22 protein-coding genes are annotated in these 26345 nt (G+C 37.7%); 3 read left to right on the top strand and 19 right to left on the bottom strand.

What is annotated here, in order from left to right:
* Positions 1-203: 203 nt before the first annotated feature.
* From NEOC95_RS04950 to xseA, 17 genes are all read right to left on the bottom strand, one after another.
* Positions 204-1487, bottom strand: a complete 1284-nt coding sequence (locus tag NEOC95_RS04950) for a replication-associated recombination protein A (protein ID WP_213151950.1) — start codon at positions 1485-1487, stop codon at positions 204-206.
* On the bottom strand, positions 1450-1827 hold the full coding sequence (locus NEOC95_RS04945) for a (2Fe-2S) ferredoxin domain-containing protein (RefSeq protein WP_166158660.1): 378 nt from the start codon (positions 1825-1827) through the stop codon (positions 1450-1452). The genes NEOC95_RS04950 and NEOC95_RS04945 overlap by 38 nt, the downstream gene beginning before the upstream one ends.
* A 1-nt stretch (position 1828) precedes the next feature.
* The gene (locus NEOC95_RS04940) at positions 1829-2332 is read right to left on the bottom strand and encodes a mreD (protein ID WP_213151948.1); all 504 of its coding nucleotides are present in this window, start codon (positions 2330-2332) and stop codon (positions 1829-1831) included.
* Between the two features lie 165 nt (positions 2333-2497).
* Positions 2498-3184 (bottom strand): sugar transferase, encoded by a 687-nt coding sequence (locus NEOC95_RS04935; RefSeq protein WP_242678257.1) that lies wholly within the window; start codon positions 3182-3184, stop codon positions 2498-2500.
* Positions 3185-3877: 693 nt separating this feature from the next.
* Positions 3878-4753, bottom strand: coding sequence for a polyprenyl synthetase family protein (locus NEOC95_RS04930; protein ID WP_249270175.1), 876 nt, complete (start codon positions 4751-4753; stop codon positions 3878-3880).
* Between the two features lie 50 nt (positions 4754-4803).
* On the bottom strand, positions 4804-6162 hold the full coding sequence (locus tag NEOC95_RS04925) for a UDP-glucose dehydrogenase family protein (RefSeq protein ID WP_166158651.1): 1359 nt from the start codon (positions 6160-6162) through the stop codon (positions 4804-4806).
* 82 nt (positions 6163-6244) lie between these two features.
* Complete coding sequence (locus NEOC95_RS04920; RefSeq protein ID WP_213151945.1) at positions 6245-8431, bottom strand: LPS-assembly protein LptD; 2187 nt, start codon at positions 8429-8431, stop codon at positions 6245-6247.
* A 459-nt stretch (positions 8432-8890) separates the two neighbouring features.
* A complete protein-coding gene (locus tag NEOC95_RS04915; protein WP_213151943.1) occupies positions 8891-10600 on the bottom strand; it encodes a HEAT repeat domain-containing protein in 1710 nt (569 codons plus the stop codon).
* The gene (locus NEOC95_RS04910) at positions 10590-11174 is read right to left on the bottom strand and encodes a nucleoside triphosphate pyrophosphatase (protein WP_213151936.1); all 585 of its coding nucleotides are present in this window, start codon (positions 11172-11174) and stop codon (positions 10590-10592) included. Before NEOC95_RS04910 ends, NEOC95_RS04915 begins: the two co-directional genes overlap by 11 nt.
* Positions 11175-11199: 25 nt before the next feature.
* On the bottom strand, positions 11200-11520 hold the full coding sequence (locus NEOC95_RS04905; RefSeq protein ID WP_166158639.1) for a hypothetical protein: 321 nt from the start codon (positions 11518-11520) through the stop codon (positions 11200-11202).
* 270 nt (positions 11521-11790) lie between these two features.
* Entirely contained in the window at positions 11791-12924 is a 1134-nt protein-coding gene (locus NEOC95_RS04900; RefSeq protein ID WP_249270177.1) for a DUF11 domain-containing protein, read from the bottom strand.
* Between the two features lie 424 nt (positions 12925-13348).
* Positions 13349-13516, bottom strand: a complete 168-nt coding sequence (locus tag NEOC95_RS04895) for a hypothetical protein (RefSeq protein ID WP_162180922.1) — start codon at positions 13514-13516, stop codon at positions 13349-13351.
* 312 nt (positions 13517-13828) lie between these two features.
* Positions 13829-14014, bottom strand: a complete 186-nt coding sequence (locus NEOC95_RS04890; RefSeq protein WP_166158633.1) for a lipoprotein — start codon at positions 14012-14014, stop codon at positions 13829-13831.
* A gap of 670 nt (positions 14015-14684) precedes the next feature.
* Positions 14685-15536, bottom strand: a complete 852-nt coding sequence (locus tag NEOC95_RS04885) for an NAD(+)/NADH kinase (RefSeq protein WP_213151932.1) — start codon at positions 15534-15536, stop codon at positions 14685-14687.
* A 9-nt stretch (positions 15537-15545) separates the two neighbouring features.
* Positions 15546-17447 carry a 1-deoxy-D-xylulose-5-phosphate synthase gene (locus NEOC95_RS04880; RefSeq protein WP_213151930.1) on the bottom strand — a complete coding sequence of 634 codons (1902 nt, stop codon included), beginning with the start codon at positions 17445-17447 and terminating at the stop codon, positions 15546-15548.
* Positions 17448-17466: 19 nt separating this feature from the next.
* On the bottom strand, positions 17467-17718 hold the full coding sequence (locus NEOC95_RS04875; RefSeq protein ID WP_166158625.1) for an exodeoxyribonuclease VII small subunit: 252 nt from the start codon (positions 17716-17718) through the stop codon (positions 17467-17469).
* A complete protein-coding gene (xseA, locus tag NEOC95_RS04870; RefSeq protein ID WP_166158622.1) occupies positions 17711-19066 on the bottom strand; it encodes an exodeoxyribonuclease VII large subunit in 1356 nt (451 codons plus the stop codon). The genes NEOC95_RS04875 and xseA overlap by 8 nt, the downstream gene beginning before the upstream one ends.
* Positions 19067-19410: 344 nt before the next feature.
* Here xseA and tpiA point away from each other — a divergent pair, with 344 nt between their 5' ends.
* Both tpiA and secG read left to right on the top strand, forming a co-directional pair.
* On the top strand, positions 19411-20202 hold the full coding sequence (tpiA, locus tag NEOC95_RS04865) for a triose-phosphate isomerase (protein WP_166158619.1): 792 nt from the start codon (positions 19411-19413) through the stop codon (positions 20200-20202).
* Entirely contained in the window at positions 20199-20495 is a 297-nt protein-coding gene (gene secG, locus NEOC95_RS04860; RefSeq protein WP_166158616.1) for a preprotein translocase subunit SecG, read from the top strand. The genes tpiA and secG overlap by 4 nt, the downstream gene beginning before the upstream one ends.
* Positions 20496-20540: 45 nt before the next feature.
* Here secG and NEOC95_RS04855 read toward each other — a convergent pair whose 3' ends face one another.
* Both NEOC95_RS04855 and def read right to left on the bottom strand, forming a co-directional pair.
* Complete coding sequence (locus NEOC95_RS04855; protein WP_166158613.1) at positions 20541-20990, bottom strand: hypothetical protein; 450 nt, start codon at positions 20988-20990, stop codon at positions 20541-20543.
* Between the two features lie 285 nt (positions 20991-21275).
* Positions 21276-21899: a peptide deformylase gene (def, locus tag NEOC95_RS04850; protein WP_242678255.1), complete on the bottom strand. Its 624-nt coding sequence runs from the start codon at positions 21897-21899 to the stop codon at positions 21276-21278.
* 733 nt (positions 21900-22632) lie between these two features.
* Here def and NEOC95_RS04845 point away from each other — a divergent pair.
* Positions 22633-25875 carry a coiled-coil domain-containing protein gene (locus tag NEOC95_RS04845; protein WP_213151929.1) on the top strand — a complete coding sequence of 1081 codons (3243 nt, stop codon included), beginning with the start codon at positions 22633-22635 and terminating at the stop codon, positions 25873-25875.
* Positions 25876-26345: the final 470 nt, after the last annotated feature.

The raw sequence follows: 26345 nt of genomic DNA, 5'->3' as shown, positions 1-26345 counted from the left end.
ATGAATAGAGAAGCTAAAGCCAATCTTTTGTTTTAAAATCAATGCCATTTCATGAAGGTAGGTGGGTAGATCTAAAAAAATTAACCCCGCAAAGTGAATTTTTTGTCCAAAGGCATGATTTTTCATAGCTTTTAAGTCTGCATGAAAGGCTGCTCAAAAAGTATATAGCTTCTTTGCTATCCTCAATGCTTTATTGTAAAAAATTATTTGTTTTTCTTGATCATTCTTAGCTTATCGAAATAGCTTTGTCTTTTTTTCATTTCACGCTCAAAACCGCGTTCCACAGGGCAGTAAAACTTTCTAGGTGGTAATTCTTCCGGAAAATAATTTTGCCCTGAGAAAGCATGTTCTACTTCATGATCATAAAGATAATTTTTTCCATATCCCATTTGTTTCATTAGAGGAGTCGCTGCATTAATAATGATGGAAGGAGGTGCCATGTAAGTTGTTTGCGCAGCTAATTGCTTGGCTTCTTCATAAGCTTGGTAAAGAGCATTGCTTTTGGGTGCCAAAGCAAGGTAAACGACAGCTTGAGCTAAAGCCAGCTCACCTTCAGGAGAGCCTAGCATTTCATAAGTATCGCGGGCGGCGATGCATAAAGATAAAGCCTGGGGGTCTGCTAATCCTATATCTTCGCTAGCCATTCTGATAATTCTTCGCGCTAAAAATAAAGGATCTTCCTTACCCTCTAACATACGCGCCAGCCAGTATAAAGCTGCGTCAGGATCAGACCCTCTCACCGCTTTATGAAGAGCAGATATTAACTGATAATGTTGATCGCCTTGTTTATCATAACGAGCCGTGCGTTGCTGTAAGTATGTTTGCAAAGTGTGGACATCCAAAGTAATATTTTCATTAACATCTTGGAGATTCTCAATTAGATTGAGGAGGAAACGGCCATCCCCTTGAGCTGATAAAATTAAAAGCTGACGGGCTTCCTCGGTAAGAGGCAATGCTTTTTTCCGAGATTCATAGCGTTGTAGTAACTGCTGCAAAGACTTTTCATTTAAAGGCCGAAGCGCTAACACCCGCAGCCGTGAAAGCAACGCACTGTTGAGATGAAAAGATGGATTTTCTGCGGTTGCGCCGATTAAAACAATGGTTCCCTTTTCCACGTAGGGTAAAAAAGCATCTTGCTGAGCTTTATTAAAGCGATGAATTTCATCTACAAATAAGACAGCTCTTTGATGGAGTAGGGGAGTGTTCTCTATCTCTTCTATAAGCTTTTTGAGATCAGCAATTCCATTAAAGATAGCGCTTATGGAATAAAAAGGGATATTAAAAGCTTTCGCATATAGCCTAGCGATAGATGTTTTCCCACATCCCGGCGGCCCCCAAAGAATAATAGATAAGGGTTTGCCTGCAGAGATAATTTTAGTTATAAAACCTTCTGGCCCTATCAGATGCTCTTGCCCTACGATTTCTTCAATAGAGGCAGGACGCATCTGCTCAGCAAGAGGAGCTATAGGCGATTTTGGAGTGATCATAAAGAATATATTCTTTTACCGGCTTACCACCGATAAGATGTTGTTGAAGAATGATCTCTAAAACTTCTGGGTTACAGGAATGATACCAAATTCCATCAGGATAGATGACAGCAACAGGGCCTTTTTGACAAATTCTTAAGCAGCTTACTTTTGTTCTGTAGATGCCTCCCGCTCCTGTCAAGTTCAGTTCTTGAAGCCTTTGCTTTAAATATTGCCAAGAAGCGTAGGCTATATCTGTGCTAGAGCAGCGTGGATTTGCTTGGTCGCTGCATAGAAAGATGTGGCGTTTAAGGGTATCGACCCCACATTTTATCAACCTTTCGTTAAGATTTTGTTGCATATTAAATACTCCTGGGTCGGGATTTTTTTTGTAAGCTTAAAGGAAGGAGAATAAAATATAGAAAAGCAAAAAGAGCATCGCCTAAAGGCATTACAAAAAGGTCGGAAACTATCCATCGCATGCCTATAGAAAGGGGTGTTCCCAATATATAAAGAAAAATAACTTGGAAGAAAGTTATAGTAAAGGAAAAAAGGAAGGTCATAATGGGTAGCGTACTTAGATGATCGGCAAAAAAATGGCGTTTTTGAGGATAAATCACCGCGGCTCCTAAAGTATAGTTACTAGCATAGAAGCCGAAAGGAGGCTGTACTGACAGTAAGTCGAGGAGCAACCCACAAAAAAATGCATACCAGAGGCAGACAGAGAAGGTTTTTTGATAAAATGAAACAATAAGGAAAGGCACCAAAAACATCAGCCGGATACTAGGAGCTATAGCTGGCATGCCAAGGGTAAGTAACAAGCCGCTGAAAAATGTAAGAAATAAGTTTTTTCTACTTAAATGCATAAGAAATTTATAAAATTTTAAAAGGCTACTTAGATGAGATGTATAGTTTTTCCTGAAAAAAGAGGTTATTTTCTGGGGTTACACTCACCATATAGGCTCTTTTCCCATAAATCCTAGTATTCTCCTCGCTATCTTTGATTCTCTATTTAAAAAGCATGCCAAAAATTAATAAGCTCCTCTTGGGAAGCATACGATGGGAATAGTTTTAGCAATAATTTTTATATCGAGCAGTAAAGATTGAGATTCTATGTATTGCTCATCGAGTTTAATGCGATTAGCATAGCTAATATCACTGCGTCCTGAAACTTGCCATAAACCCGTTAGGCCCGGACGTACAGATAAGATTTTTGTAGCCTTATATCCTAAATGTCGAATCACTTCGTACTGAACGACTGGCCTAGGGCCTACCACACTAAGATCTCCTTTTAAAACATTTACAAATTGAGGAAATTCATCAAGAGAAGTCTTTCTAAGAAATTTGCCTATTGGGGTAACGCGTGGATCATTTTTTAGTTTATGAGCATTAGCCCATTCCCTTTTTAATTCCAAAGAGCTTTCTAGAATTTCATGCAGCCTTGCATCGGCATCAGGATACATGGTGCGAAATTTATAACAGCGAAAAGGTTTGCCACCTCGGCCTATTCTCTCCTGAGCATAAATAATTTTACCTTTCGAGGAAAAATAGACAGAAATAGCGACTATTGCCAATACGGGAAAGGTAATAATAAGCACGCAAAGACTAAAAATAATATCAAACAAGCGCTTAGTTGGATTACGTTTAACCGTTAAACCCAGAGAAGGGGAGAATCTTAGAGCTGTAGATTCTTGCATCCATTGAGGGGAATTATTCATAATTTTTTGCTTGCCAACCATTTTTTAACTTTATGCAAATATTTTCTGTATAGAGGTAATGCTACCGACTAGACTTCTTAGATAGCATTCAAAGTAATTTTTAGGCAAATAAAAAAATAGCAAAATTATTCATAAACATTTGCCTATTTGTTTGTAATATTAAAAAAATGTTAAAATTTTTAAACTTAAATGAAGCTAGGTGATATTAATCATTTTTAAAATAATAAACTTTTTTTGCCTCCGTCCCACTTTAAGTAAGAGTTTTACGATTTCTGGGGGTAATGACACTTTTCATGGCACAATCCTATAAAAGGCCTAAACGCTTTTTGTATATTCCTTTGAAAAAATCTTGGCATCCGGCTAGACAATTATACGCTGTTAGGCAGTTTTTTAAGCAATCATATACTTGTACTTGCTAAGAATCTCTTTTAAAAGAAAGGAGCTGCCAGAAAGGCGCTTCCTTTTTTGGTTTTATTGAGAGAGTCTTTCAAACGGCATTATTAAATAGGGGAAGAGATCAGATGCTTAAGAGACCTGGGTGACAAAAAATAAAGGAGGCAAAAAATATAACTTCTTATCTTTCTCTGATCGTTGATTGAGTGACTTAAGTTTATCGCTGGCCTACTAGAGCTAGGAAAGGTTGCACTTTTATTCAAATTATTTACCCTAGCACCTTTTTTTCTCGATGATCTATCAGCAGTTTCGATGAACCAATAAATCTGCAAGAGAGACGAGCAAGGCTGTATCATAGGGTAGCTTTTTCAGCAGCACCCTAGCTGCCTGATCATATTCAAAGGCTAATGCTTGAGCTTTGGAGAGCCCCAATAAAGTAGCGTAGGTAGTTTTATGGTTTTTTATGTCTGAGTTTTTGTTAGAAGTTACATCTAACACATCATCAATGATTTGAAAAGCAAGGCCTATCTTTTGACCAAACGATTTTAAAATTTCCCGATCTGCTGGGCTGCCATTTGCTATGATAACCCCACATTCAATACAGGCAGTGATGAGAGCCCCTGTTTTACGTCGATGAACCTCTTGTAGAAAATGAAGGTCGATAGCCTTTTCTTGAGACTCGATATCCATGATTTGCCCACCAATCATTCCCTCGGCCCCGGCGTTTTTGGCTATAACATTTACCAATTCTATTTTTTGATGAGCCTGAAGGCCGGTTCCATTTGCAATGATCTCGAAAGCATAAGTAAGTAAATAATCACCCGTTAAAACAGCATGTCCTTCGGTAAAAGCTTTATGTAACGAAGGTTTACCCCGTCTAAAATCATCATTATCCATGCAGGGTAGATCATCATGGATTAAAGAATAAGTATGGATCATTTCCAAAGCACAAGCTGGATCCAATGCTAAATCTTCTGAGCCTCCTAAAGCTGTAGCAGTAGCTAATACAAGAAGAGGACGTATGCGTTTGCCCCCAGCGAGTAGAGAATAGCGAGTAGCCTCTAAAAGATTGAAATAAGCCATATTCTTTCCGGCAGTTAGTTCAGCAAGCCGTTTTTCTATGCTTTTGCATCTATCGTGAAAATAGTCAGGGGTGTTGGGTTCTACGCTTTTCATATTCATTGGCTTAATTTCTTGTCGATGCGCTGTCTCATAAATAAAGCTTTTTAAGCATGTTTCACTTCTTCTCTGTAATACGGCTTTTGACCTATACTTAAGTAATCCAATCCTTTCTTAACTACTTCTAAAGGATTATATTGATTGCGGCCATCAAAAAAAGCTCTGCCTTTCATCTGTTTAAGGAGAGCGCCGAAATCCAAAAAGCGGAACTGCTTCCATTCGGTCATCAACACGATTGCATCTGCTCCCTTAGCGGCTTCTATTTCGTCATTACACCAGAGGATAGCGGAATGAGGGGCGATGATTTTTTTAGCATTTTCCATAGCTACGGGATCAAATAAGCGCAAGTGTGCTTGTTCTTGCAATAATTGTTGAATTAAGACTAAGGAGGGAGCTTCTCGCATATCATCTGTATCGGGCTTAAAAGATAATCCTAAAATAGCAATAGTTTTATTAGCCAAGCCAGAATATTTAGCAAAATATTCAATAATTTTATATCCCATTAGCTGTTTTTGCTGTTCATTGACATAGGCTACTGCATCAATAAGCGGTGTGTCATAGCTAACTTGATCAGCTTGCTTGCGTAATGCCGAAATATCTTTAGGTAGGCAGGAGCCTCCATAACCTGGGCCAGGATATAAAAATTTATAGCCAATACGATTATCAGCTCCAATGCCTCTACGCACTTTATTTATATCTGCTCCTAAATGTTCGCATAAGCCAGCTAATTCATTCATGAAAGAGATGCGCGTAGCTAACATAGCATTAGCAGCGTATTTAGTCATTTCAGCAGAAGCAATATCCATGATCATCAAACGCTCATGACTAAGCATGAAAGGACTGTAAATTTCTTGCATGATTTGAGCTACCGTCGCCTTATCAGTTCCTATGATCACTCTATCAGGCTTCATAAAGTCCTGGATAGCACAGCCTTCTTTTAAAAATTCAGGGTTGGAGGCTACATCAAAATCAATTGACAGGCCCCTTCTTTGCAGGCCTGCAGCAATGACGCTAGAGACGAAATTAGCAGTTCCTACAGGCACTGTGGATTTGTTAACAATTACTCGATAATCTGTCATGTGTTCTGCAATGGCTGCGGCTACATGATGGACAAAACGCAGATCAGCTTCGCCATTTTCCTGATGAGGAGTATCTACACAGATAAAACACACTTGGCTATTGGCTAGAGCTTCAGCGTAGCTAGTAGAAAATTTTAAACGCGACGCTTTCACATTTCTTTTAACCATTTCCTCTAAGCCAGGCTCGTAAATAGGAATATAGCCTTGTTTAAGCTGATGAATTTTTTTTTCATTGATATCAAGGCATGTCACATGATGACCCATTTCAGCCAAGCAAGTCCCTGACACCAAACCTACATATCCTGTTCCAATAATGAGCAGTTCCATAAAAGCCTCTAGCTATATTCAATTTAAGCCCACACATCTTACCAGATGATTTAAAATCCTAAAAGCAGAAAGGCTTTAGAATTTAAAGATTTAATAGGGGCACGGCAGGCGGATAAGGGGTATGGCTGGGCCGACTTAAACCTAGATTAAAATAAAGGGCTATGCGGTTATCTTTCTTATCATATTCTTTCCTTTGATAAGATAACTTAATATTCCATGCTTTTTGTACAGTAGCTAAAATGTCGATTTCATATTCACTGTAATTGGGTTCATGGCGACGGTTCCATCCATGCCGCGATTCAAATTCTACCGCCCAGTTGGGGTGCCATCGATAAAATAGATGGATTAGCAAAGTATCTCTTCTATCAGAAAGTTGAGAGCCTTTTAACTTTTTCTCCGAATGAAAAGAATCTAAAATGAAATTCCATTGATCAGCTTTACGCCAAGCAAAAGATCCGCGATGTCTCCATTCTAAAGATAAGGCCGCCTGGCGATTAATCGTCCATTCGTTGCGAAAATTGAAATGATCCCATTGATGGCGTTGCATATCCCAGCCTGCAGTAAAAGTATGACGCAAGGTGGGAAGCAAATTCCAGGTCAAACGACTGTAAATTTTAGGAGTCGCACGTTTAATGGTAGGCGTGTTAATAAAAGTATGAGCAAATAGTTGCCATCGCATCCAGAGGTCTAAGCCTTTTTCTTGGCGAGCATAATAAAAGCTGTGATCGACTCCCCAAGTAAGCATATTCAACTGGTACCATCCATCCTGTATGTCAAAAATGTAATGTTTATTGGGTTTTATACCCGGTCTAGTATAGTACTTATATTTTACGTAAGGTTTGATGACATGCTTGAAACCAGAATAATGGCGTCTAAGCTGAGTATTTGTTTCCACAGAAAACATTCCTAGGGTCACCCAATGGTTAGGTGCGTGAGGATTGCTTCCATAATAGATCGCCGAAGCTCCAACTTCAGGAGTGGTGGTAAAAGGACCGGTTCGATACGAGCGGTATAATTTATGATAAAATTGCGCACGCGTAGAGTTGAAATTATAAACATGCTGGGAATGCTTAGCATACTGAAAGTCTAGATAAGAAAGGCGCCAAAAATTTTCTGATATTATTCCGGTAGAACCCAGAGAAAAAGGCCGAATGCTTATTTCCAAAGAGGGTAATTCTTGCTTAACCGTTTGAAAAGTATTGGCTCGTATACGAGCAAAAAAATTAGCTTTCCAAGCGTCACTCTGCTGAAATTTAACTTGCAATTGGGTTTTGCCTGCCGTTTCAATATCTAAATTTTTATCCATATAGTCTGTAGCCATATCGATATCGCTAAGTTTATCCCAAGTTGTATGGATACTGACTCCTTTTCTATCACATATTTTAGTATATGCACCCTGGAATCTATAGCGCGTGCGTTGGCTTGGTTGATCTACCGATGAATCTCTTGCTATATAATTGATCATTTCGAGTTTTTCTTGATTGTTTTCTGAATGATAAAGGGTATAGAAGCCCCCTCCTAAGCCCCTCTTAATTCTATAATCAAGCCGCAAAAAGTTTTTAAGGCTTCCCCAAGAAAATAGTTTATACTGCATTTCAAGGCGAGTATTCTGTCCTCCGCGCCATGTAACATTAAAGCGTAGAGGGTTATCGAACATGGCGTTTAAGTTAGCTTTAAATGAAGGAAGGCACAAAATTGGAAAGTGGACAAAATGAAATTGAATGTTTTTAGCATCAAAAAGGTGCTTTTCGCGAAGTCGCGCTTTGGCTGTTGTTACTTGCCAATCAGTATAGTAATTTTCTGAAGTGGTGACAAAGCCTTCATTAATAAGGTAGGAACCATCGGCACAAAGCTCGATCGCACGTCCTCCGAAATACCAGGGTTCGACGGCAGACCGTGCCTCATAGATCTTCCCTGTTTTAGTCAAAAAATTGTACTCAAGAGACTCTCCTATAAAAAAATTTTCTCCCCAGTCTAAAGCTACGTCTCCTTTGGCTGTCACCTGAAAGATAAGTCCTTCTTTTGTAGCCTTGCGGGTGTAAATAATATGACGGGCTTGAATACGTAAATTTGGGCCTGTAATAACACCTCCTTCAGAAGTAGATAATACACCCTCTACGAAAACGGGACTGCGTAGATCCACTTTAATCTCTTTCTCTACGTTGCTATGCAGGCTTTTAATTTCTTCAATGGAAGTGCTAAAAAGAGAAGCGATCGTGAGAATAAGAAAAAGAGGAATAAAATATTTAACATTTAGCGATAAGCTCATGCTATCTACCGGTCTAAGAAAATAAAGGAATAGTTTAGCTATTTATCTTAGACGGTGCAATAGGCTTTTTCTTTAACTTTTAAATGAAGAGAAAAATGCTTGTATTAGTTAGGTACATAGATGGCTTTTCCCCCGCCAAGCTTTTATTTTGGAAAAAAAGTTGAACGGGCGCTTTTAAGAAGGAAGTTTTTGAAGAAGGTAACTTTATTGGCATTGTAGCTTACCTATAAGGTTTGCCGATAGTCATACTAGGTATGTTTACAAGGCCTTCATTTCCCTGGTTAAAGGACTAAAAAGCAGTTTATCTTTTTCTAGCCTTTGCTGCTCCCAACTCCTCCGATTAAATTGTAAATTTTTCAAAAGATAAAACATTTTATACAGTGCAATTTTAAAATAGCATTAAACTAATAAAAACCACTAATGATTAATCCTTCAAGCTTTATGCAAGATAAAAAGCTTTTAATGAATAGCACGCATGAGCAGTCCTGCGAATGCGTACCTATTGATAGGATTTCCATCTTGCATAGCCTCTAATAAAAGATTAACAGCTTGTTCATCTTTATTTTGTATAAGAGCTTCAAAGGAAGCGATCGCTAGTTGTGAATGCTCTTCAAGGGTTAAGTGGTAATTATCTTTTGAATCACGCAATTGGCTAGGTAAAAAGGGGCGAAATTGAAGAAGCTCATTTTTCTTGCTGTTGACAACCCAACTATAGAGATTCTCCTTATAAGGGCCTTTTACTTTCAAAGAGTAGAGAGCTAGATTACAGTAATTACGGATAAGCGGGGCGCCTATTTGCTGTTGATGCTCTTTAAGTAAAGCAATGGCGGCAGGAGTATTTAATTTTTTAAGTAAATCTGTCAAACTAGGGATAAGATCGTTTTGCTGGCAAGTGAATAGCATTTTAGCTACCTGTAAAAAAGCTTGTTCCGGAAGGTCAAGAGCTTTTGCTAGGGCTGATTCTCTCATCTTTAACGATCTTTCAAAAGCATAGAGGTTATCCTTAAAATGCTGGTGTGCGCAAGGAGTTGCTCTCCAAGCCGTAAGGCTTCTACCTGGAGAACATACGGAGGAATAACACATGTCTTGGTGATTGGTAATTAAAATATCTTGTAGCAAGACTTTTAAACAACGTGGATCTTGAAGGTAAAGCAGCGCCATTGCTGCATTAACTCTTACCTGTATATTAGGGTCATTAACTAATAGGGCTAAACAGTCCTGGCTTTCCTGCAGTTCACCTAACAAAAAAATGGCATAGATATCCTTTTGCTTAGCTGCATTTTCTATAAGTATTTTGTATTCTTTACAGCCTAGATCATATAAAGCTTTCCAGGCAGTAAGCTGTACATAGGATACATTCGAGCAAGATAAATTTTTAAGCGCAGGAATTGAGGTATCATCTTTAAGTAGGCCTAAGGCAAATGCTGAGGCTTCTTGCTGTGCTTTTTCTTGATGAGTGGCAAGAGTATGAATTTTATATAAAAGTTCATCGCAGCCATATTTAGCGGCATTAATGATGGCAGCTAAACGTACTTCTTCATGAGGATGACTCATTAATTTGCATAGCATATGGAGGGCTTCGGGAGTACCAATCATCGCAAAGAATTCAGGAAACACCTCTTCCAGAATTCCTTCCCAACGATACATTAATGCTTCCGCATAGGCATAGGCACGAGGAGATTTTTTTTGCGCTAAAAGATAGGCGGCTTCTAAACGAATTAATGGATGCCTAGTGTTTAAGGCGCGTTGTAAATTTTCATCCGCTTGATCATTTTGATACTGAGAAAGGAAATTAAGGCTAATAAGTTGCAGTTCTGGGATGCCGCTGCTTATTCCTTCTTTCAAGATATAAAGGGATCTTTCATTAAGACTAATGCCTGCTCCAAATAAAGTCATCAGGCGGGTGTCAAAGTCAGAACAGCGATAACCTTGGTCTAATAAAAGAAGAGCCATTTCTTGAAGGAACTCAAAATCATGCTTCCCAGTTCGCTTGTGGTGACACTCATAAGCTTTTATAGCTTGAGAAACATTCCCCATACGTACAAGAAACAACAAATGTGAGTGGTTATACTCGGTATGTTCTTTATCATTATCTGCTATTATAGAGGTGTAAGGGAATAAAAAGCATAGTAAGCCATACAACCACTTAATTTTTATCTTAAGGTACATAATCCAACAGGTCTATTCCACAGTTTTTTAGCAAAGAGCGAAGGGTGTTAAGGGGAAGCCCCATTACATTATAGTAACACCCATCAATTTTATTTACGATTAAGCTGCCCGCTCTTTGTATTGCGTAGCCACCCGCTTTGTCGGCCCAATGAATTTTTTGATGATAACGGTAGATATCTTCTTTTGTTAGGTGATTAAATAAAACGCGGGTCTCTTCCCAACCCGTGTATAAATTCGCATTGTATAAGAGCACGACTCCTGTAAAAACACTATGCCATTTGCCTGCTAGGTTCAAGAGCATATTAAAAGCTTCTTGCTCAGTTTGGGGCTTATGATAAACTTTACCGGAGCGGTATACAATTGTATCTGCTGCTAAAATTGCCTCATGCTTGCAAATCTCTTTTACCGCTTGTGCTTTACCTTCGGCTATTGAAGAAACATATTTTATAGGGTCACGTTTATAAATAACACTATGTTCATCAAAGGATGGGGAAACTTGTTTGAAAGGCAGATTGAAATAACTTAGTATTTCTTTACGACGTGTTGACTGTGAAGCAAGAATAAGGTGCGCCATGCAATAGAGTCCCCGTGATGATCTTTTACGAGATAAAAACTTGCGAAAATATAAGTGTTTGGATTTTTTCTGTCAGCAATAGAGGGCAGTAGGTGGCCAGTAATTGTAAAATTTCTTTTTCTATTTTCTTTAAATCCATTAAGGAAATTTTATCTGTAGTTGAATAAATGCCTATATAATCTTTATCCTTAAAATGTATTTCTCGTAAAGCACTATTTAGCGCTGGCACTATCTTGTTTTGTTTCCATAATAAGCTTTGATTAAGATGCATGCGCAATTCAGAAGTGATTAAACATCCTATAAAAATTTTAAGGTTAACTCCATCTTTTAGCTCTGACATATGCATAAGAAAATTAACACACCTTTCTTTAACTTGTAAAGGTTGGGATAAAAAGAAGCTTAAAAGAACAATGCTATGCTCTTAGGCAGCTTCTTAGGAAATCGAATTTTTGAAAAGCTTAAAGCACATTAAATAAAGCGATACCATATAAAGGCTAATTCCTTTTTTACGCTGGCAATTATTTTTTTAAAGCACATAAATCTTCAAGGAATAAAAATAAAAAAGGCTGGCTTTTGAAGAGCCAGCCTTTATATAAAGAGCCTAATGACTACTTTATTAGTTCACTATCGTGCTTTCTTGTTGAACGATAGGTGTCTTGATTGCATCTGAAGAAACTTCAAATTTAACGCGTGCATCGCCAGATTTTTTAGCTTTGGCATCCACACGATATCTTAGTGTTTGTCTAGCTGCTACATTTTTAACAGGTGCAAACTTAACTGTATTACCAGAAATTTGGCCTGAAGCATCACCAGATACTCCTATTGCTTGAACTTCCTCTGGGAAGGTAACTACAACTTGTACATTACTGTCAGGTTCTGAACCTTGGTTCACAACTACAATATTGTAAGCTGTAGAGTCATCAATGCAGATAGGATTCTCTGTCTGAGCTACTGACACGTTTAAGGCAGGGCGTCCTTTCCAATGAGTCATCGATTCACAATGACCATTGCAATTCTGACAGTTTGTAACATCTACCTTATTAGTAAAGCAGCCCGCTACGCAGGTGGTGAGTGTAGTATTGAAAGATACTTTTTCACCTGGTTTCATTTCTCTTAATCTCCATGTCGCTGTATTACCGCTAATTGTTGCTCCATTAGCAGTTACAATCGATGTTGAAGGAGGCGCATGGTCAACGATTACCACATCTGTCAAAGGTAGGTCACCTGTATTCATGACTATAATTTGGTAATCAGCGTTTTTGCCGATTTGCTGCTCTTTTGGTCCTACTTTTGTGCACTCCATTTGACAGCAAGAAATGCATACTGTTGATTCGCAAGATACCGAATCAGCATTGCAGGCAGTCACAACGGCAGTATTGGTGAACTTGCCACGTTTAACAGCTGTAGTGCAGATGTTAACAGTTTTAGATTGGCAAGGTTCTAAAGAGCCAAGCTTATAAACTAAAGTTTTTTGGCAGCTTACATGCTCTACACCTTCTGGGAGGTTATCTGTGACCACCACATCTTCTGCTGTGCAGCTTCCATGGTTTGTTACAGTAATGGCGTATTCAACAGGCTCGCCTGGAGCTACTTGCTCGGGTCCAGATTTTTTGCAAGTAAGAACTGGTTTAGCACAAAGGATGGAACAAAAACGAACAGGTACTGCTGTAGCACAGAAGCAGGCGCAAAGTTCACCTTCGATATCACACTTTAACCATATTTTTGCTGGGCGGCATTCGCCTTTACTCATAGAACCAAAATTCCATGATATTTTACGTCCTTCAACGCGTCCTTCAGGCTGGCTTCTAATGTAGGTAACGCCATCTGGTAATGTAGTTGTTACATTTGCTTCACAAAGATCATCGCAAGCTTTAACATCAAATTCCAAAGGATATTGATCATTTAGCATGCATATTCTTGGGTTATGAGCAGTCACAATCAGACCGTCTTTACAGACAAGTTCACTTCCAGAAGGATGCTTGCAACGAGCTGGAGATTTGCACTCTGGCTCACATTGAACATCAGAACTAGCTTGCTTGCTAGAGAATTTTGATGCGAAAAATGCTTTTGCTGCAGCAACTGGTGAAGTCGAAGTTACTCCCTCAGATGCTTGGTTTGTTTGATAAATTGGTGCTGGCTGTTCATAAACAGGGGCTGAATTGCTGGTTCTGTTATCAGCGCAACCTACCCACATGAGTGCGGTAGTGCACAAAAAAAGCAACGAGGCTATTATTCCTAGTTGTTTCTTCATTGATGACTCCTTTCGTTTGTTTTTGGTCATAGTAGATTAAATAACTTAAATGTTGGTCTAATCTCGTTTCTGCAGTAGATGTATATAACACGATTGAACAAAACCTTCACTATTTTTTATTGTAGAGAGTGTGTTCGTGAATTTTAGCGATAAGTTATCATGGATCTAAGAGCTTATCATTTAATCTCAAACCTTAATCTAATGATGGCTTCGACTGGCTCAAAATATATTGAGATCCCTTCGATTCTGCTTTTCCTTGTTTATCTCTGCATTTAACATATTTATATGTCGTTTAGTTTAATCGCCCTTTTTTTTAGCTTAAGTTAAGGCCTAAGCCATGAAAAGGGGCAATTATTGTGACACCCATTAGGTCCCGACAGCCTTACAGCTGCCGGAATCATAACTAATAATAGGTTGTATCACTATTGGTAGTATTCTCCCAAATATAGGGGGAAGGTGCTTGACGAGGCTCACAGATTCTTGGAGCACATGAAGTGTCAGTCTCGCTGTTAGACCACCAGCCGCAACCACAGCCAGTTAATGCTGTGGCCACTATTGCTAAAGATAATAAGTTAAAGATTCTTTTCATTTTTTTCCTTCTATTTTGTTTCAATAGTCATTAATCGCAATTTAAGAAAATGCTTAGTTTTTTACTTAATTTCTTAATAGCAAACAGGGTCACAGACTGGTGCTGGAGCACATGGTCTAGGAGCATTTTTAACATAAGGCTTGGTATAGTAGGGCTGTGGAGAGCAAGGTTTTGCACATGTCTCATAGCCAGCACGATTTCCACAGCAGCTCGTTAATGCAACTACACTTACAAATAAGGCCATTGATGAAAAGAATTTTATAGCTTGTTTCATACTAACTCCTTGGGTTTAAATTTAATTTACTTTGCACCATCATTATTGATTAGGTAATTTTTTTTGTCTCATTCCTTTCCGTACTACAATTTGTATACTTCGAAAAAAAAGGATTTACCCTTTTTAGATACGCATTAGCTAATAAACTTTCCACTAGAATCTTTAGTTTCATCAATTTTTGGGGATAAAATTATTCATAATCTTCTTAAAAACAAATGCTTAAATTTTTTTTAGCTTGAAACTAATTTTAATAGATGCCTTGTTAAGATTCAAAAATAGTGCCTTAAAAAAGACAGTTTCTTGATTGCTATTATGCTTGAAGAGCAAATATAGAAGTATTAAAAAATTATAAAAGAAGGAAAATAATGAAGAAATTGGAGGGTTTTTTAAGAGTATTCATATTTCATCTGTCTTTAATTTTCCTGACCAACCCAGCTTAGAACGCAGTGTAGAGTAAAAATCATGATGGAGCAGGTTAACTAAGCGAAACTTTTTTTTAGCACAACTTAAATAAAATTTTTCCCCAGTTTTCATTTGGAAGCTAGAAAATCCATCATAGGTAACTTCAATGGGTTTGAGTTTACTTATGTATTCAATACGGATTTGATGGGACGGCAGAAGAACGATAGGGCGATTGGAAGTAGTGTGAGGGCAGATAGGGGTAATGACCAAAGCTCTTAAGTTAGGAGCTAAAATAGGGCCTCCTGCGGCCATCGAGTAAGCTGTAGAGCCACTAGGTGTTGCCACAATAATTCCATCGGCGCAGTAAGTATTTAAATAAATGTCATCGACAAAAATTGAAATTTCGATAAGGGAAAGATTTTCAGCCCGGTGGAAAATAATGTCATTCACAGCATAGCATGTTCGATTATCCTCTGTTCTCCCAGCCATCATCATGCGTTCACTTATAACCATTTTATTTGCTAAAAGGTTTTCAAGACTTTGATAAGTTTCCTGAATAGGTATGTCGGCCATAAATCCTAAGCCACCAAAATTGATAGCCATTAAAGGTGCTGTTAGTTCGGGATGACGTTGAATCACACGAAGAATAGTTCCATCACCGCCTAAAGAAATAATATAATCAATCTTTTCAGGCGAAATACTTGATAGGCGGGCTGCATCAACCTCATCAGCTATCTCATCTTCCGCATAAACACACGCGTTTCTTTTTTTAAGAAAAGCAGCAATTTGCTGCGCAATTTCCCCTGATGTTTTTTTTATCATATTAGGAAAAAGCGCAATATGCATGTCTATACCTTAAGCGTGAGCTTTCTGAGTTGTTTGCAAGGAAAAATGTAAGAGAATACGTTGAGCAATTTGGGGTGCGGTTAAACCAATTTCCTGGATAATATCTGCATGGCTCCCTTGATCAAGAAAAATTTCTGGGATACCGAAATTTAATACTTGAATATTTGTATAGCCATTAGAAAGTAAAAAATGATTGATAACATTACCCATTCCCGAAGCGACAGAATGTTCTTCTAAAGTGACAATTTTTTGATGAGACATCAGCAATTTACAAATAAGATCTGCATCTAAAGGTTTTACAAAAATAGGGTCCATAATAGTAGGATGATAGCCTTGCTGTTGGAGAATCTCACGTACTTGAAAGGCTATAGTATTCATATGTCCTAAAGAAATAATTAAAATATCTTCACCTTCCGCTAGAATTTCTCCTTTCCCGGGAAAGCGGTAATTTAAAGGTCCTTCCCTATCTTCTGTAACCATATTAGGATAACGTATCGCAGCTGGATGGCCCCATATAGGTGCTGATTCCATCAGCTCGCGTAACATATGGCCATCACGAGGCTGACTGATGATCATATTGGGCATAGCATTTAAAAATGAAAGATCATAAATTCCATGATGAGTAGCGCCGTCGGGGCCTGAAATTCCACTTCTATCTACGGCAAAGATGACAGGGAGCTCTTGTAGACATACATCGTGAAAGACATTATCTAAAGCTCTTTGAAGAAAGGTCGCATAAATAGAGGCAAATACCTTCATTTTACGACCATATGCTAAGCCTCCACAATAAGTAATTGCATGAGATTCGGCAATTCCGACATCATAACAACGCTCAGGAAATTTCTTCATAAAGTCTTCTAAACATGAACCTGCAGACATAGCAGGTGTGACGGCCACTACACTCGGATCGTTTTCAGCCATCTTTAAAAGATGGCTTCCAAAAATTTTTGGAAAAGTAAGTTTGGCGGTTAATGCTGGTAAAAATTTACCTGTGCCTGGGTTGAAGGGCCGAGCTCCATGATAAGAAATGGGATTTTTAACGGCTTCTTCCATGCCTTGCCCTTTATTAGTTAATATATGGAGAAGGACAGGCCATTTTGCATCTTTAATTTCTTCAAAAACTTCTACCATTTTTTTGATATCATGGCCATCAATGGGACCGATATAGGAAAGTCCGTAATGCTCAAAGAAAGCCGCAGGGCTTACTAAATTTTTCATTGATTCAGTAATTTTATGGCTCTGTTTGGCCAAAAAAGGTCCATAGCTAGGGATTTTTGAAACCAGAGTATCTAGCTCTTGATAAATCTTATCGGTAGTTGGGTTGCTAAGTAAACGACTTAAAATTCGCGTAATAGCGCCTACATTTTTAGAGATGGACATTTCATTGTCATTTAAGATCACAATAAAACGTTTTAAATCTCGAGGAATATTATTTAATGCTTCTAAAGATAAGCCGCAGGTAAGGGTAGCGTCGCCAATAATAGGGAGGATATACTCAGAACGCTTGGTTAGATCGCGGTTTTTTGCCAGCCCCAAACCTAAGGATAGCGCGGTACCAGCATGTCCTGCATAAAAGTGATCATGGGGGGATTCTTTAGGATGGCTAAAGCCGCACAATCCTTTGTACTGGCGGATGGTGGGAAATAGTTGATTGCGTCCCGTTAAAATTTTGTGCGTGTAGGTCTGGTGGCTTACATCCCATAAAAATTTGTCCACAGGGGAAGAAAATGCTTTATGTAAGGCAAGAGTTAGTTCAATAGCTCCTAAATTGGAAGCAAGATGCCCTCCATTAATTGACATGACCTCAATAATACGCCGTCTGATCTCATCTGCAAGCGTGTTTAAGGCGGCTAAAGGAAGCGGTTTTATGTCTTCGGGGGATTGAATTGTCTCCAGGATAGTCGTGCTCATTTTATTGTTTCTTTCCTTACTATGAATTAAATTCTTGCGTGAGTGGCTTTTTATCTGGATCTAATACTACCTCACCATTACGATTTTTCACTAATATTTCAATTTTACGCTCTGCTTCTAATAGCCTCTTTTGGCAGCTAGAAATAAGCCTATCGGCTTCTTCATATAGCTTTAATGATTCATCTAAGCTAATTGCCCCTGAATTCATTTTCTCTAAAATTTCTTCCAGCCGTACAAAAGCGGCTTCAAAGCTAAGGTCTTTTTCATTCACTGGCTTTAATTTCCTTTACAGTTGAAAGAACTTCCCCATCTGATAAATATATCCGAAGGTCTTGATTCTTATGGATGTTAGTTACGGAAGTTATAACTGAATCATCCTTTTCAGAAAAGAGAATAGAATAACCTTTGGTTAAAAGGTTTTTAGGATTGATTAGGTGCAAAGCTACTGAAATACTTTCTAATTGCTCTTTTTTGGAATCTATAATATGCCTTATTTGATGGTAAATATTTTTATCCCAATATTTTATTTTCTCTTGCAAGTATACAATTTGAGATGAAGGTTTGAGAGTTTGCAGCCTTTTATTAGAAGCTTCTAAGATAAGGCGAAGACTAAAAATTTTTTGCTTGATTAAATAATCGAGCTGCTGACGGTTATCATCCAGCCTTTGGATCCACGGTCCTAACAGATAATAAGGCGAAGAAAGCATCGGCTGCTTAAGAAATGCGCTTAAGTGTTGCCTGGATTGAAGCACTTTGTGAGAAATGTTTTGCGTAAGCCTTTTTTTTATTTGTTCTAAGTGTTTAAGTTGCTCAAGTTTATCAGCAATGACGATTTCTGCAGCTGCAGAAGGCGTAGGAGCTCGAACATCAGCAACATAATCGGCAATGCAATGATCTGTCTCGTGTCCTACTGCAGAAATAATGGGGATTTGGCTATAAAAAATTGCTTCCGCTACAATTTCTTGGTTAAAGCACCACAAATCTTCAATACTTCCCCCTCCTCGGCCTACAATTATTACATCTACTAAATTATGCTCATTAAAAAAATGGATCGCTTGGGCGATTTCCTGTGCTGCTTCTTCGCCTTGAACTCGCACCGGATTAATAAGAAGGTTAAGCCCTCCCGAACGTCTTGTTAAAATGTTTAGAATATCTTGAATAGCTGCTCCTGTAGGACTAGTAATTATACCTATACGATTAGGCATGCAAGGAAGGGACTTTTTATGCTCTTTTTTAAACCATCCAAAGCGGTGAATTTTTTGTTTTAGTTCTTCTAGCTTTATCAATAACTCTCCCAGGCCTACTGGCTTCATCTCATAGATCACAATCTGATAATTTCCTCGTGTAGGATAGACATTAATTGCCCCCCTAACTAAAACTTGCATACCGTCTTTGGGAGGGGATCGCAATAAAGCAGCTTCTTGCCGCCAGATGATAGCGTTGATCTGCGCATGGGCATCCTTAAGAGAGAAATATATATGCCCAGAAGAATGAGGTTTACAGTTGCTAATTTCTCCTTGTAACCATACATTGGGGAAAGTGCCTTCTAAAGACAGTTTGATTGCCTGAGTCAATTGGGTGACAGATAAAACTACTGGTTCTGAGGTGGGGAGATTCATGGAAATGAAATTTATATCCTATTTTTTCTAAGGTAATATAGAGTATAAAGAAGTTTGTATTTAAGAGAAAAGAGAGGCTAGGTAATTTTATCTCTCCCTTCGTGGTTTGGCTATAAAATGTTGTGTATGCTAGAAAAAGAAAAGTGCATTCAAGAGCAAAAAAGAAACTTAATAAACCTCATTAAGTTAAAAAGATTGGTGGTAGAATAAAGTATATGATTATTCATTTTCCTTAAATTGTGTGCCTTATACTATTCCTCTTAAGATGAAGCAAAACATTCGTAGGCATGGCTTGCTTTTTAGGTAGAAAAAATGATAATATCGCTTTTAAAAAAAGGAAATTCATGACGTCCGCAAGCCGTCCAGTAGTCATTGCTGGCAATTGGAAAATGTATAAAACAATTGAGGAGGCTATAGCTTTTATTCAAGAGCTAGTGTCACTACTTAATACCCCTCAAGCCCAAATTTATTTAGCGGTACCTTTTACTGCTATTAAAGCAACTTCAGAAGCAGCAAAAGATACTGTTTTAGTCGTGGGAGCCCAAAACATAAATGATGCATCTGAAGGGGCTTTTACCGGGGAAATTGCCGGGAAAATGCTAAAAGATGCAGGGGCCGAATTTGTGATCGTAGGTCACTCCGAGCGGCGGCGCCTTTTCCATGAAACAGATGTCCTTATCAATAAAAAGGTTAAAAGGGCTTTACAGGATAATTTACAAGTAATTTTTTGCGTGGGTGAATCAAAAAAAGAGAGAGAGGCGCAACAGACTCATGAAGTGCTGGCTAGACAGCTCAAAGAGGGGCTGACGGATATTTCAGCAGAACAGCTCAAACATATTATTATAGCCTACGAGCCTATATGGGCTATAGGTATGCCTCAACCCGCAGGAGTTGAAACTGCCCAAGAAGCGCAAGCATTTTGCCGCCAGTTAATAAAAGAAGGCTGGGGTGAAAAAGCTGCTGAGCAGATTATTATTCAGTACGGGGGAGCGGTGAAACCAGAAAATGCAAAAAAATTTTTAGAGCAGCCCGATGTTGATGGTTTACTGGTAGGGGGAGCTTCTCTTTCAGCAAAAGATTTTGCTCAAATTATTAATTGTTATAACTCTATTTATGAAGAAGGGATGATTAAATGACATTTTTATATTACACCACTATGGTTTTTTTCATGATGCTATGTGCTTTATTGTGCTTTGTCATTTTGATCCAAGAAAGCAAAAGCTCAGGGCTAGGAGCCTCTTTTGGGGGGGAAGCAAGCGAATCATTATTTGGAACATCTACCGCTGACGTTTTGAAAAAATTTACTGCTTGGCTAGCCGTAATCTTTTTTGCTGCTTGTATTATTCTCTCTTTATGGACTAATGCCATAGGCCGTGCCAAGCAGGTGCCAAGCGTGCCATTTACCCTAGAAAACACCGAAGCTCATTAATATAAAAAGCTTCATGCATAAAGTTTATAAACTTTATGCATGCTTTCATATCTCTTGATTAATCTGCTTTATCGACTGATCAATCCATTTAATCTGCCGCAAGGGGGCAGCCATAAGGACACCGAAAACTGCTCCTGCCACTAGGCAAGTCGCTGCGATGAAAATAATTTTGGAGGCGACTAAAGTGACCAGAGCGATAATTGCTACTAAGCTTGCTAGATTCGACACCAGGCTAGAATCATGATATTGTTCAATCTTACTGTAATAAAGACGTATATTATAAAGAGAATTTCTACGTAAATTATTATTTACATTTACTTCTCGAAGTTCTTTGTCAAGGGTCTTGAGGATATATTTGGTAACAAATTTGCCTATAAGAGGAGTGAGTGATAAGATTTTAAAATTTAGCTGAGTTTGAAAAAGAGGTTTGTTATTCAGCAAGGCAGGACGATGGGTTGTATCCATTCCGTCACGTATAGTGTCTGGGGAAAACATTTTTACTCCTGCCTTGATTAGTTTTAACAATTTTTGCAAAGGACACACTTCAAAAAACTACCTCTATAGGTGTTTTAGAGAAAAAGGAGGTCTTAGCTTTTATAAAAATTGCTTATTCGATAAAGAGCTAAATTTTGCCTTTTTGCAAAGTTTTAATAGGAGAAAAGGGAGCAGTTTTTTAGCTTTCTCTTATGAACAACCCTGTAGAATTTATGATAGCGCCTTGGAGGCGGAGCAATTTTATAAAAGTACAGGCTTTTGAAAGCCAGCTAAAATATATAAAATTTAGCTTTTAAAAGAATATTTCCTTTTAATTTCTCGAAGTTTAGATTCTATATTCTGACGGTCTGTTCGGCTTGCCATGCGATCAATAAATAATTTTCCATTGAGATGATCATTTTCGTGTAAAATGCAGCGAGCTTCATAACCTACAAATTCTTCGGTAAATGTTTTGGCATCTAAATCCATCGCTTGGACCACAATTTTTAGAGGGCGCGTAACTAACCCTGAAACTTTAGGGATAGAAAGACAGCCCTCTGGTAATGTGTCGCTCTCTTCGCTATAGGAAAGAATTTTAGGATTAATAAAAATTCTTTCCACTCCAGGAAGGCTAGTCTCATCATTGATATAAGTAGGGACGCAGGTAACAAATATAGCAATAGATTGGCGGACTTGAGGGCCTGCCAACCCAATGCCTTTTTCTGCATACATCGTATCTAACATATTGGCTGCAAGCTGGCGTAAATCAGAATTAATTTCTTTAATGGTCTCCGTTTTTTTACGAAGAATAGGATCTCCATAGTAGGCAAGCTGTAAAATCATAAAAGCTGTGAATAAAAGTGATAATAATAAGGGAAGATAACTCACTACAATTTTTTTTGCAATCCTAATTGCTAGGTTAATAACCATAAAATGAAAAGTTTTCTCTTTATTAAGAGGTGCATAATATTTTCTACCTGTAAAATTTAAATCGATCTGCCCTATCAAACTTTTTCTTAATAAGATGCTTTAAAGCAACCTGGGGGGAAGTTAGAAAGCCAGAACCTATCTTTCTATCAATTCTTTATCGCGATTAGCTCAAATCAGCTTGCCTACCCTCATCAAACTCTTTCGCTTAATTACTCAACCAAAAAGCTAGCTTTTTTATAGCGGTTTGGGCTTGATTAATTACATATTTATTAATTTTTCATTATAATCTTATATTTAACTATTATAGTTTTTTTGCAAATTATACGTTTTTTCATCTACTCTTTATGCACTCACGTACTTTATAAAGCCCCTTTTGTTAAGCATAGGCGGATCTTTCAGAAGATTGGGTATGCAGGCTAAGTTTTTTAAAGCGTAGTATAATAATTTATAAATTATTAAATCCAGCTAGCTGCTTTTAAAGGATACTTTAACTAATGTCTCTTGATTAGATTAAAAAAATAAAGAGGCTAAGAAGGAAAATATAAAAATCATTGAAGAGAAATACATTATCCACTAAATTAGGAAGAAAAATATTTTGCTGGTTTGTTTTTGTAATAAAATCCATGTTAAATTTTGTTTTATAAAATAATTTAAATTGATTTGTTAAAATTTAGCTTTATTTATTTTTTTAATATAAAATATAATAATTATTAAATAAAAAAGAGGAGATAATATGCTGCATGGTTCTACCCCTAATTCTCCTGTATCCAATATTCATAAATTTTTTGATTATATTCCTATTGTAAGCATAGGATCAGCGATTGCTCACTTTGCTATCCTCTTATTTGAAAAGTTTTCGACAAAAAAAAATGGGTCTAACGCTCCATTAAGTGAGCGCGATATCCAGGTTATTTCTTCAGATAGCTGGGGGCACGGAACAAGAGGTTTACTAGACTTCGTGCCTATTGTAGGAAATATTATTCTTGGTATCCATGACTTTTGCCATAAAAATCATGAAGTTAAGCGCGAGCAAAAATTGCCTACCTCATCGGACTCTTATATTACTTCCACGTTGGATACAATAAGCAGGACAGAAGAGCTTTTTAAGAGTAAAATTGCCCAACTTGAAGGGGCTTTAAAGAATAAAGAAGCTCTTATTCAGCAACAAAATATAGTAATTAGAAGTCACGAGCAAACAATAGAAAAATTAGACAATCAACTAGCTGCAGCAAAAGATGAAAATAGAAAGCTAAGTAAAAAAATTGAAAAGATTAGAAGACAAAATGAAAATCTTATTAGCGAGAAAGAGAAGCTTCAACTTTTGATAGAGAATAAAAATAATGAACTTACAGGTGCTGCAAATATCTATCAAACTTCGCAAGAGGAATTGCAACAAGCCTATGCCAATTTGGCAGAGGCAAGAAAAGCTCTAGCTCAACAGCAAACATTTGCTCAACAACATCCTAGCATTGCTTCCACAGAAGACTTGGAGAAATTAAATCAGGATTTGCATCGACAACAAAAATTAGTGGAAGAACTGGAAAGAAAAGCAAATTCTATACGACAAAATTTAGAGAACGCTGAAAAAGAAAAAAATGATCTGATTCAGCAGTTGCGGCATACGCAAGAGAGCTTGCAGCGCAAAGAAGCCGTCCTTGAAGCAGCAACTAGAGCTTCGCAACTGGCTCATGAAAGCTTAGCAGATGCTCAAAAAACGGTAGAAAGTGCGCAAATAGAAAATAGCGAGCTAAAGCATCAAATAATGAATCTTACAAGTCATTTGAAAGCTCGCGAGCAACAAAACCTGAAGTTACAGCAGAGGATTGAGAAGCTAGAGCTAAATAAGCAAGAAGCCATGGATTTAAGAAAAAAGCTTGCCAGCCAGGAAAGCTTTATGAGCGAATTTTTAAAAGAAGAGCATCAAGCACGAGAGGAGCTTAGAAGTGAATTATCACAAGCCCAAGCGTCGATAGGAGAATATGTAGCTCAAATTGAGCAACTAAAGTTAAAATATAAGGGTTTAAAAAGTAAATATCGGACTTTAAATGATGAACTACCTTTAAAACAAGAATTAGAAGCGCTAGAGCGTAAGTTAGCAGAAATTACAGCACAAAGAGACCATTTGCTAGAGCAAATTGAATTTGTCAAATTTGCTCAGACGCTTCCTTCTTTAGATAGATCTATAAATCTTAGCAGGTCTATACATCCCACGGGTAATATTTCTTCTGATCATATCTCTCAAGTGACAGATTCCGGAGAAATGGCAGAATGGACTTTAATTGCGGTTAAAGAGAAAACAGAAGATGAAGGAATAAATTTTGCTGGCAAATTCCCCTCGCGTTATAAAAGGGAAAATATTGATACCTATATCCAACAGGTTCTGACAGCAGGCAATCATGCTGCAGATGATCTTGCAAAACAGATACAGGAAATACTTAACTCTGAAATTCCTCCTGCTTTTCTTTCTGAATTAATCTTAAATTTTAATGAGCAGATACGACAAAAAGCGCTTTTAATCCACGAAAAATTAGGCATTAACAGCGATAACATCGAGCAATTCATTAAACCGAATGACCCTATTGTGGAGAAAGGAAAAAGGCTTGCGAAAGAATATGAAAACGAGATCATGAATGCGTTACAGAATGCATGTAGGCAGGCTGCTGAAAAGTGGCCTTTGCATAATAAAGATCTCCTTTCTTTAACAGACGAATGCTTTAAAATTTATCAAAACGCCTATTTTCAAGGGGTGGTACATTTTAACCATTGGTGGAGAGAAATGTACGATAAAACAATCAATTTTAGTAAGGAGGAGCTCGGCTCAGCTCACGTGCAGCTAACAGCTGTGGGGGAACCTTACAGCTCAGCGGCCCCGCGCAATCGCCAAGATACTCAAAACCCTGCTGTTCCTAACTTCTTTAGAACAACCTATCTTCCTTATCTATCCTCTCCTACCTCGGACATGAAAGCGATCAAAATGGACAATGTGACTCGTTCGGCTATCCCAGTGGAGTTTGACCAGACAAACAAAGAAATTCGCGAGCAAATTAATAGACAGATTATAAAAAAAATACTAGAAGAACATGCCCTAGAATATATAAAAAAACATGCTGGACAAGCAAGCAGTGAAATTCCTATCAAATTGGATTTTGCAGCCGTCACTTTATTATCACCCTCATCAGTGCTGGATTGGGCTAATTATTTTGGAAAATTGGCTAACGCAGATAATGAAGCCATGCTTCTAAAAGAAGCAAAAGGGGCTTACGAGTATTGGCATGGAAAATCTTTAGTCGTAGAAGGCCAAAATTTTCAATTTCAAATTACCTATATGAACATACCCTGCAATGACCTTTATTTTAAATCTTTAGAATGGTCAACGCAGGCTTATGCGCTAGAACGGGAGGCCAATCAGATAGCTATAAAACACTTAGCGCAAAAAGTCTTAGAATATGAACGAGCTGTGAAAAAAGAAATAGAGGAGAATAATACTTCTCCTAATTTAAAAGCAAAAATAATGAAAGTTAAAATCTTACAAAAACTTTTGAAAGATGTAGAATTTATATTAAATATCCCTGAAGGTAAAAAATTAGAAGCTTTTGGTAATAATTATTATGCTCTAGTCTCTCGGGTACTGATGCTAACTAGCTTAGTAAGTGATGGGGTACACTTTGGATGTCGAAGTGGCAAGGACCGTACGGGCCTAGCCAATCTTGAGGTAGACAAATTACTACAACTTACTCATGCATTAGAAGATTATCCTTCATTAGAAGCAGAGGTGAATGAGCCTAAAATAAGGGCTATGGCTAAAGAGATAGGGCATCAACTCTATATAGATTCAGGCAATCTTGATGTAATTCCTGAGGCAAATTTAGGATGTCCTCTGGGAATGAATATAGGAGTTTGTGCCAATCCAGGAGACAAAGAAGCTAAAGAATATGCTCTTGCAGGAGCAAAAGCTTTCGTGCGTCCAGGTCATTAATCTAAAAAAACAAACAAGCTTGATTATCAAATTGTTAAACTTGTATTTACACAGGTTTTTTTAAATTAATCCTTTAATGACCTGAGCCATAAGAAGAGAAGTGCACATTTTTTTGCTGAACTTTAAATTTTTCTCTATTAAATTAACCAGGAGTAAAAAATTTGGCCTCGGTATTTCTCGAAATTCTTTTAAGGAAAATTAATGAAAATGAAGAATGTTTTTAATCGACCGGGATAGTTAATTATAAAAGTAAAGAGGCCTGTAGAAATATATATTCAGTAGCTTTTTACTGCACAACGAAGGAGCTAAAAAATAAAAACTAGGGGAAAAAAGAAAGCTTATAAATGGGGGAATAATAAATTAAGAGCTGTAATAAAAGAGAGCATGCCCGTCAACTTCGCTAAGTTTAGGATTGAAATAGGGCTGGAAGATAAAGCTAGGACTGGAGTAGAAGAGTTTTCCTTTAGTAG

The organism is Neochlamydia sp. AcF95 (genome assembly GCF_018342455.1).
Taxonomy (GTDB): Bacteria; Chlamydiota; Chlamydiia; order Chlamydiales; family Parachlamydiaceae; genus Neochlamydia.
Note: the sequence above shows the minus strand (reverse complement) of the source record. Positions and strands in the feature narration are given on the sequence as shown.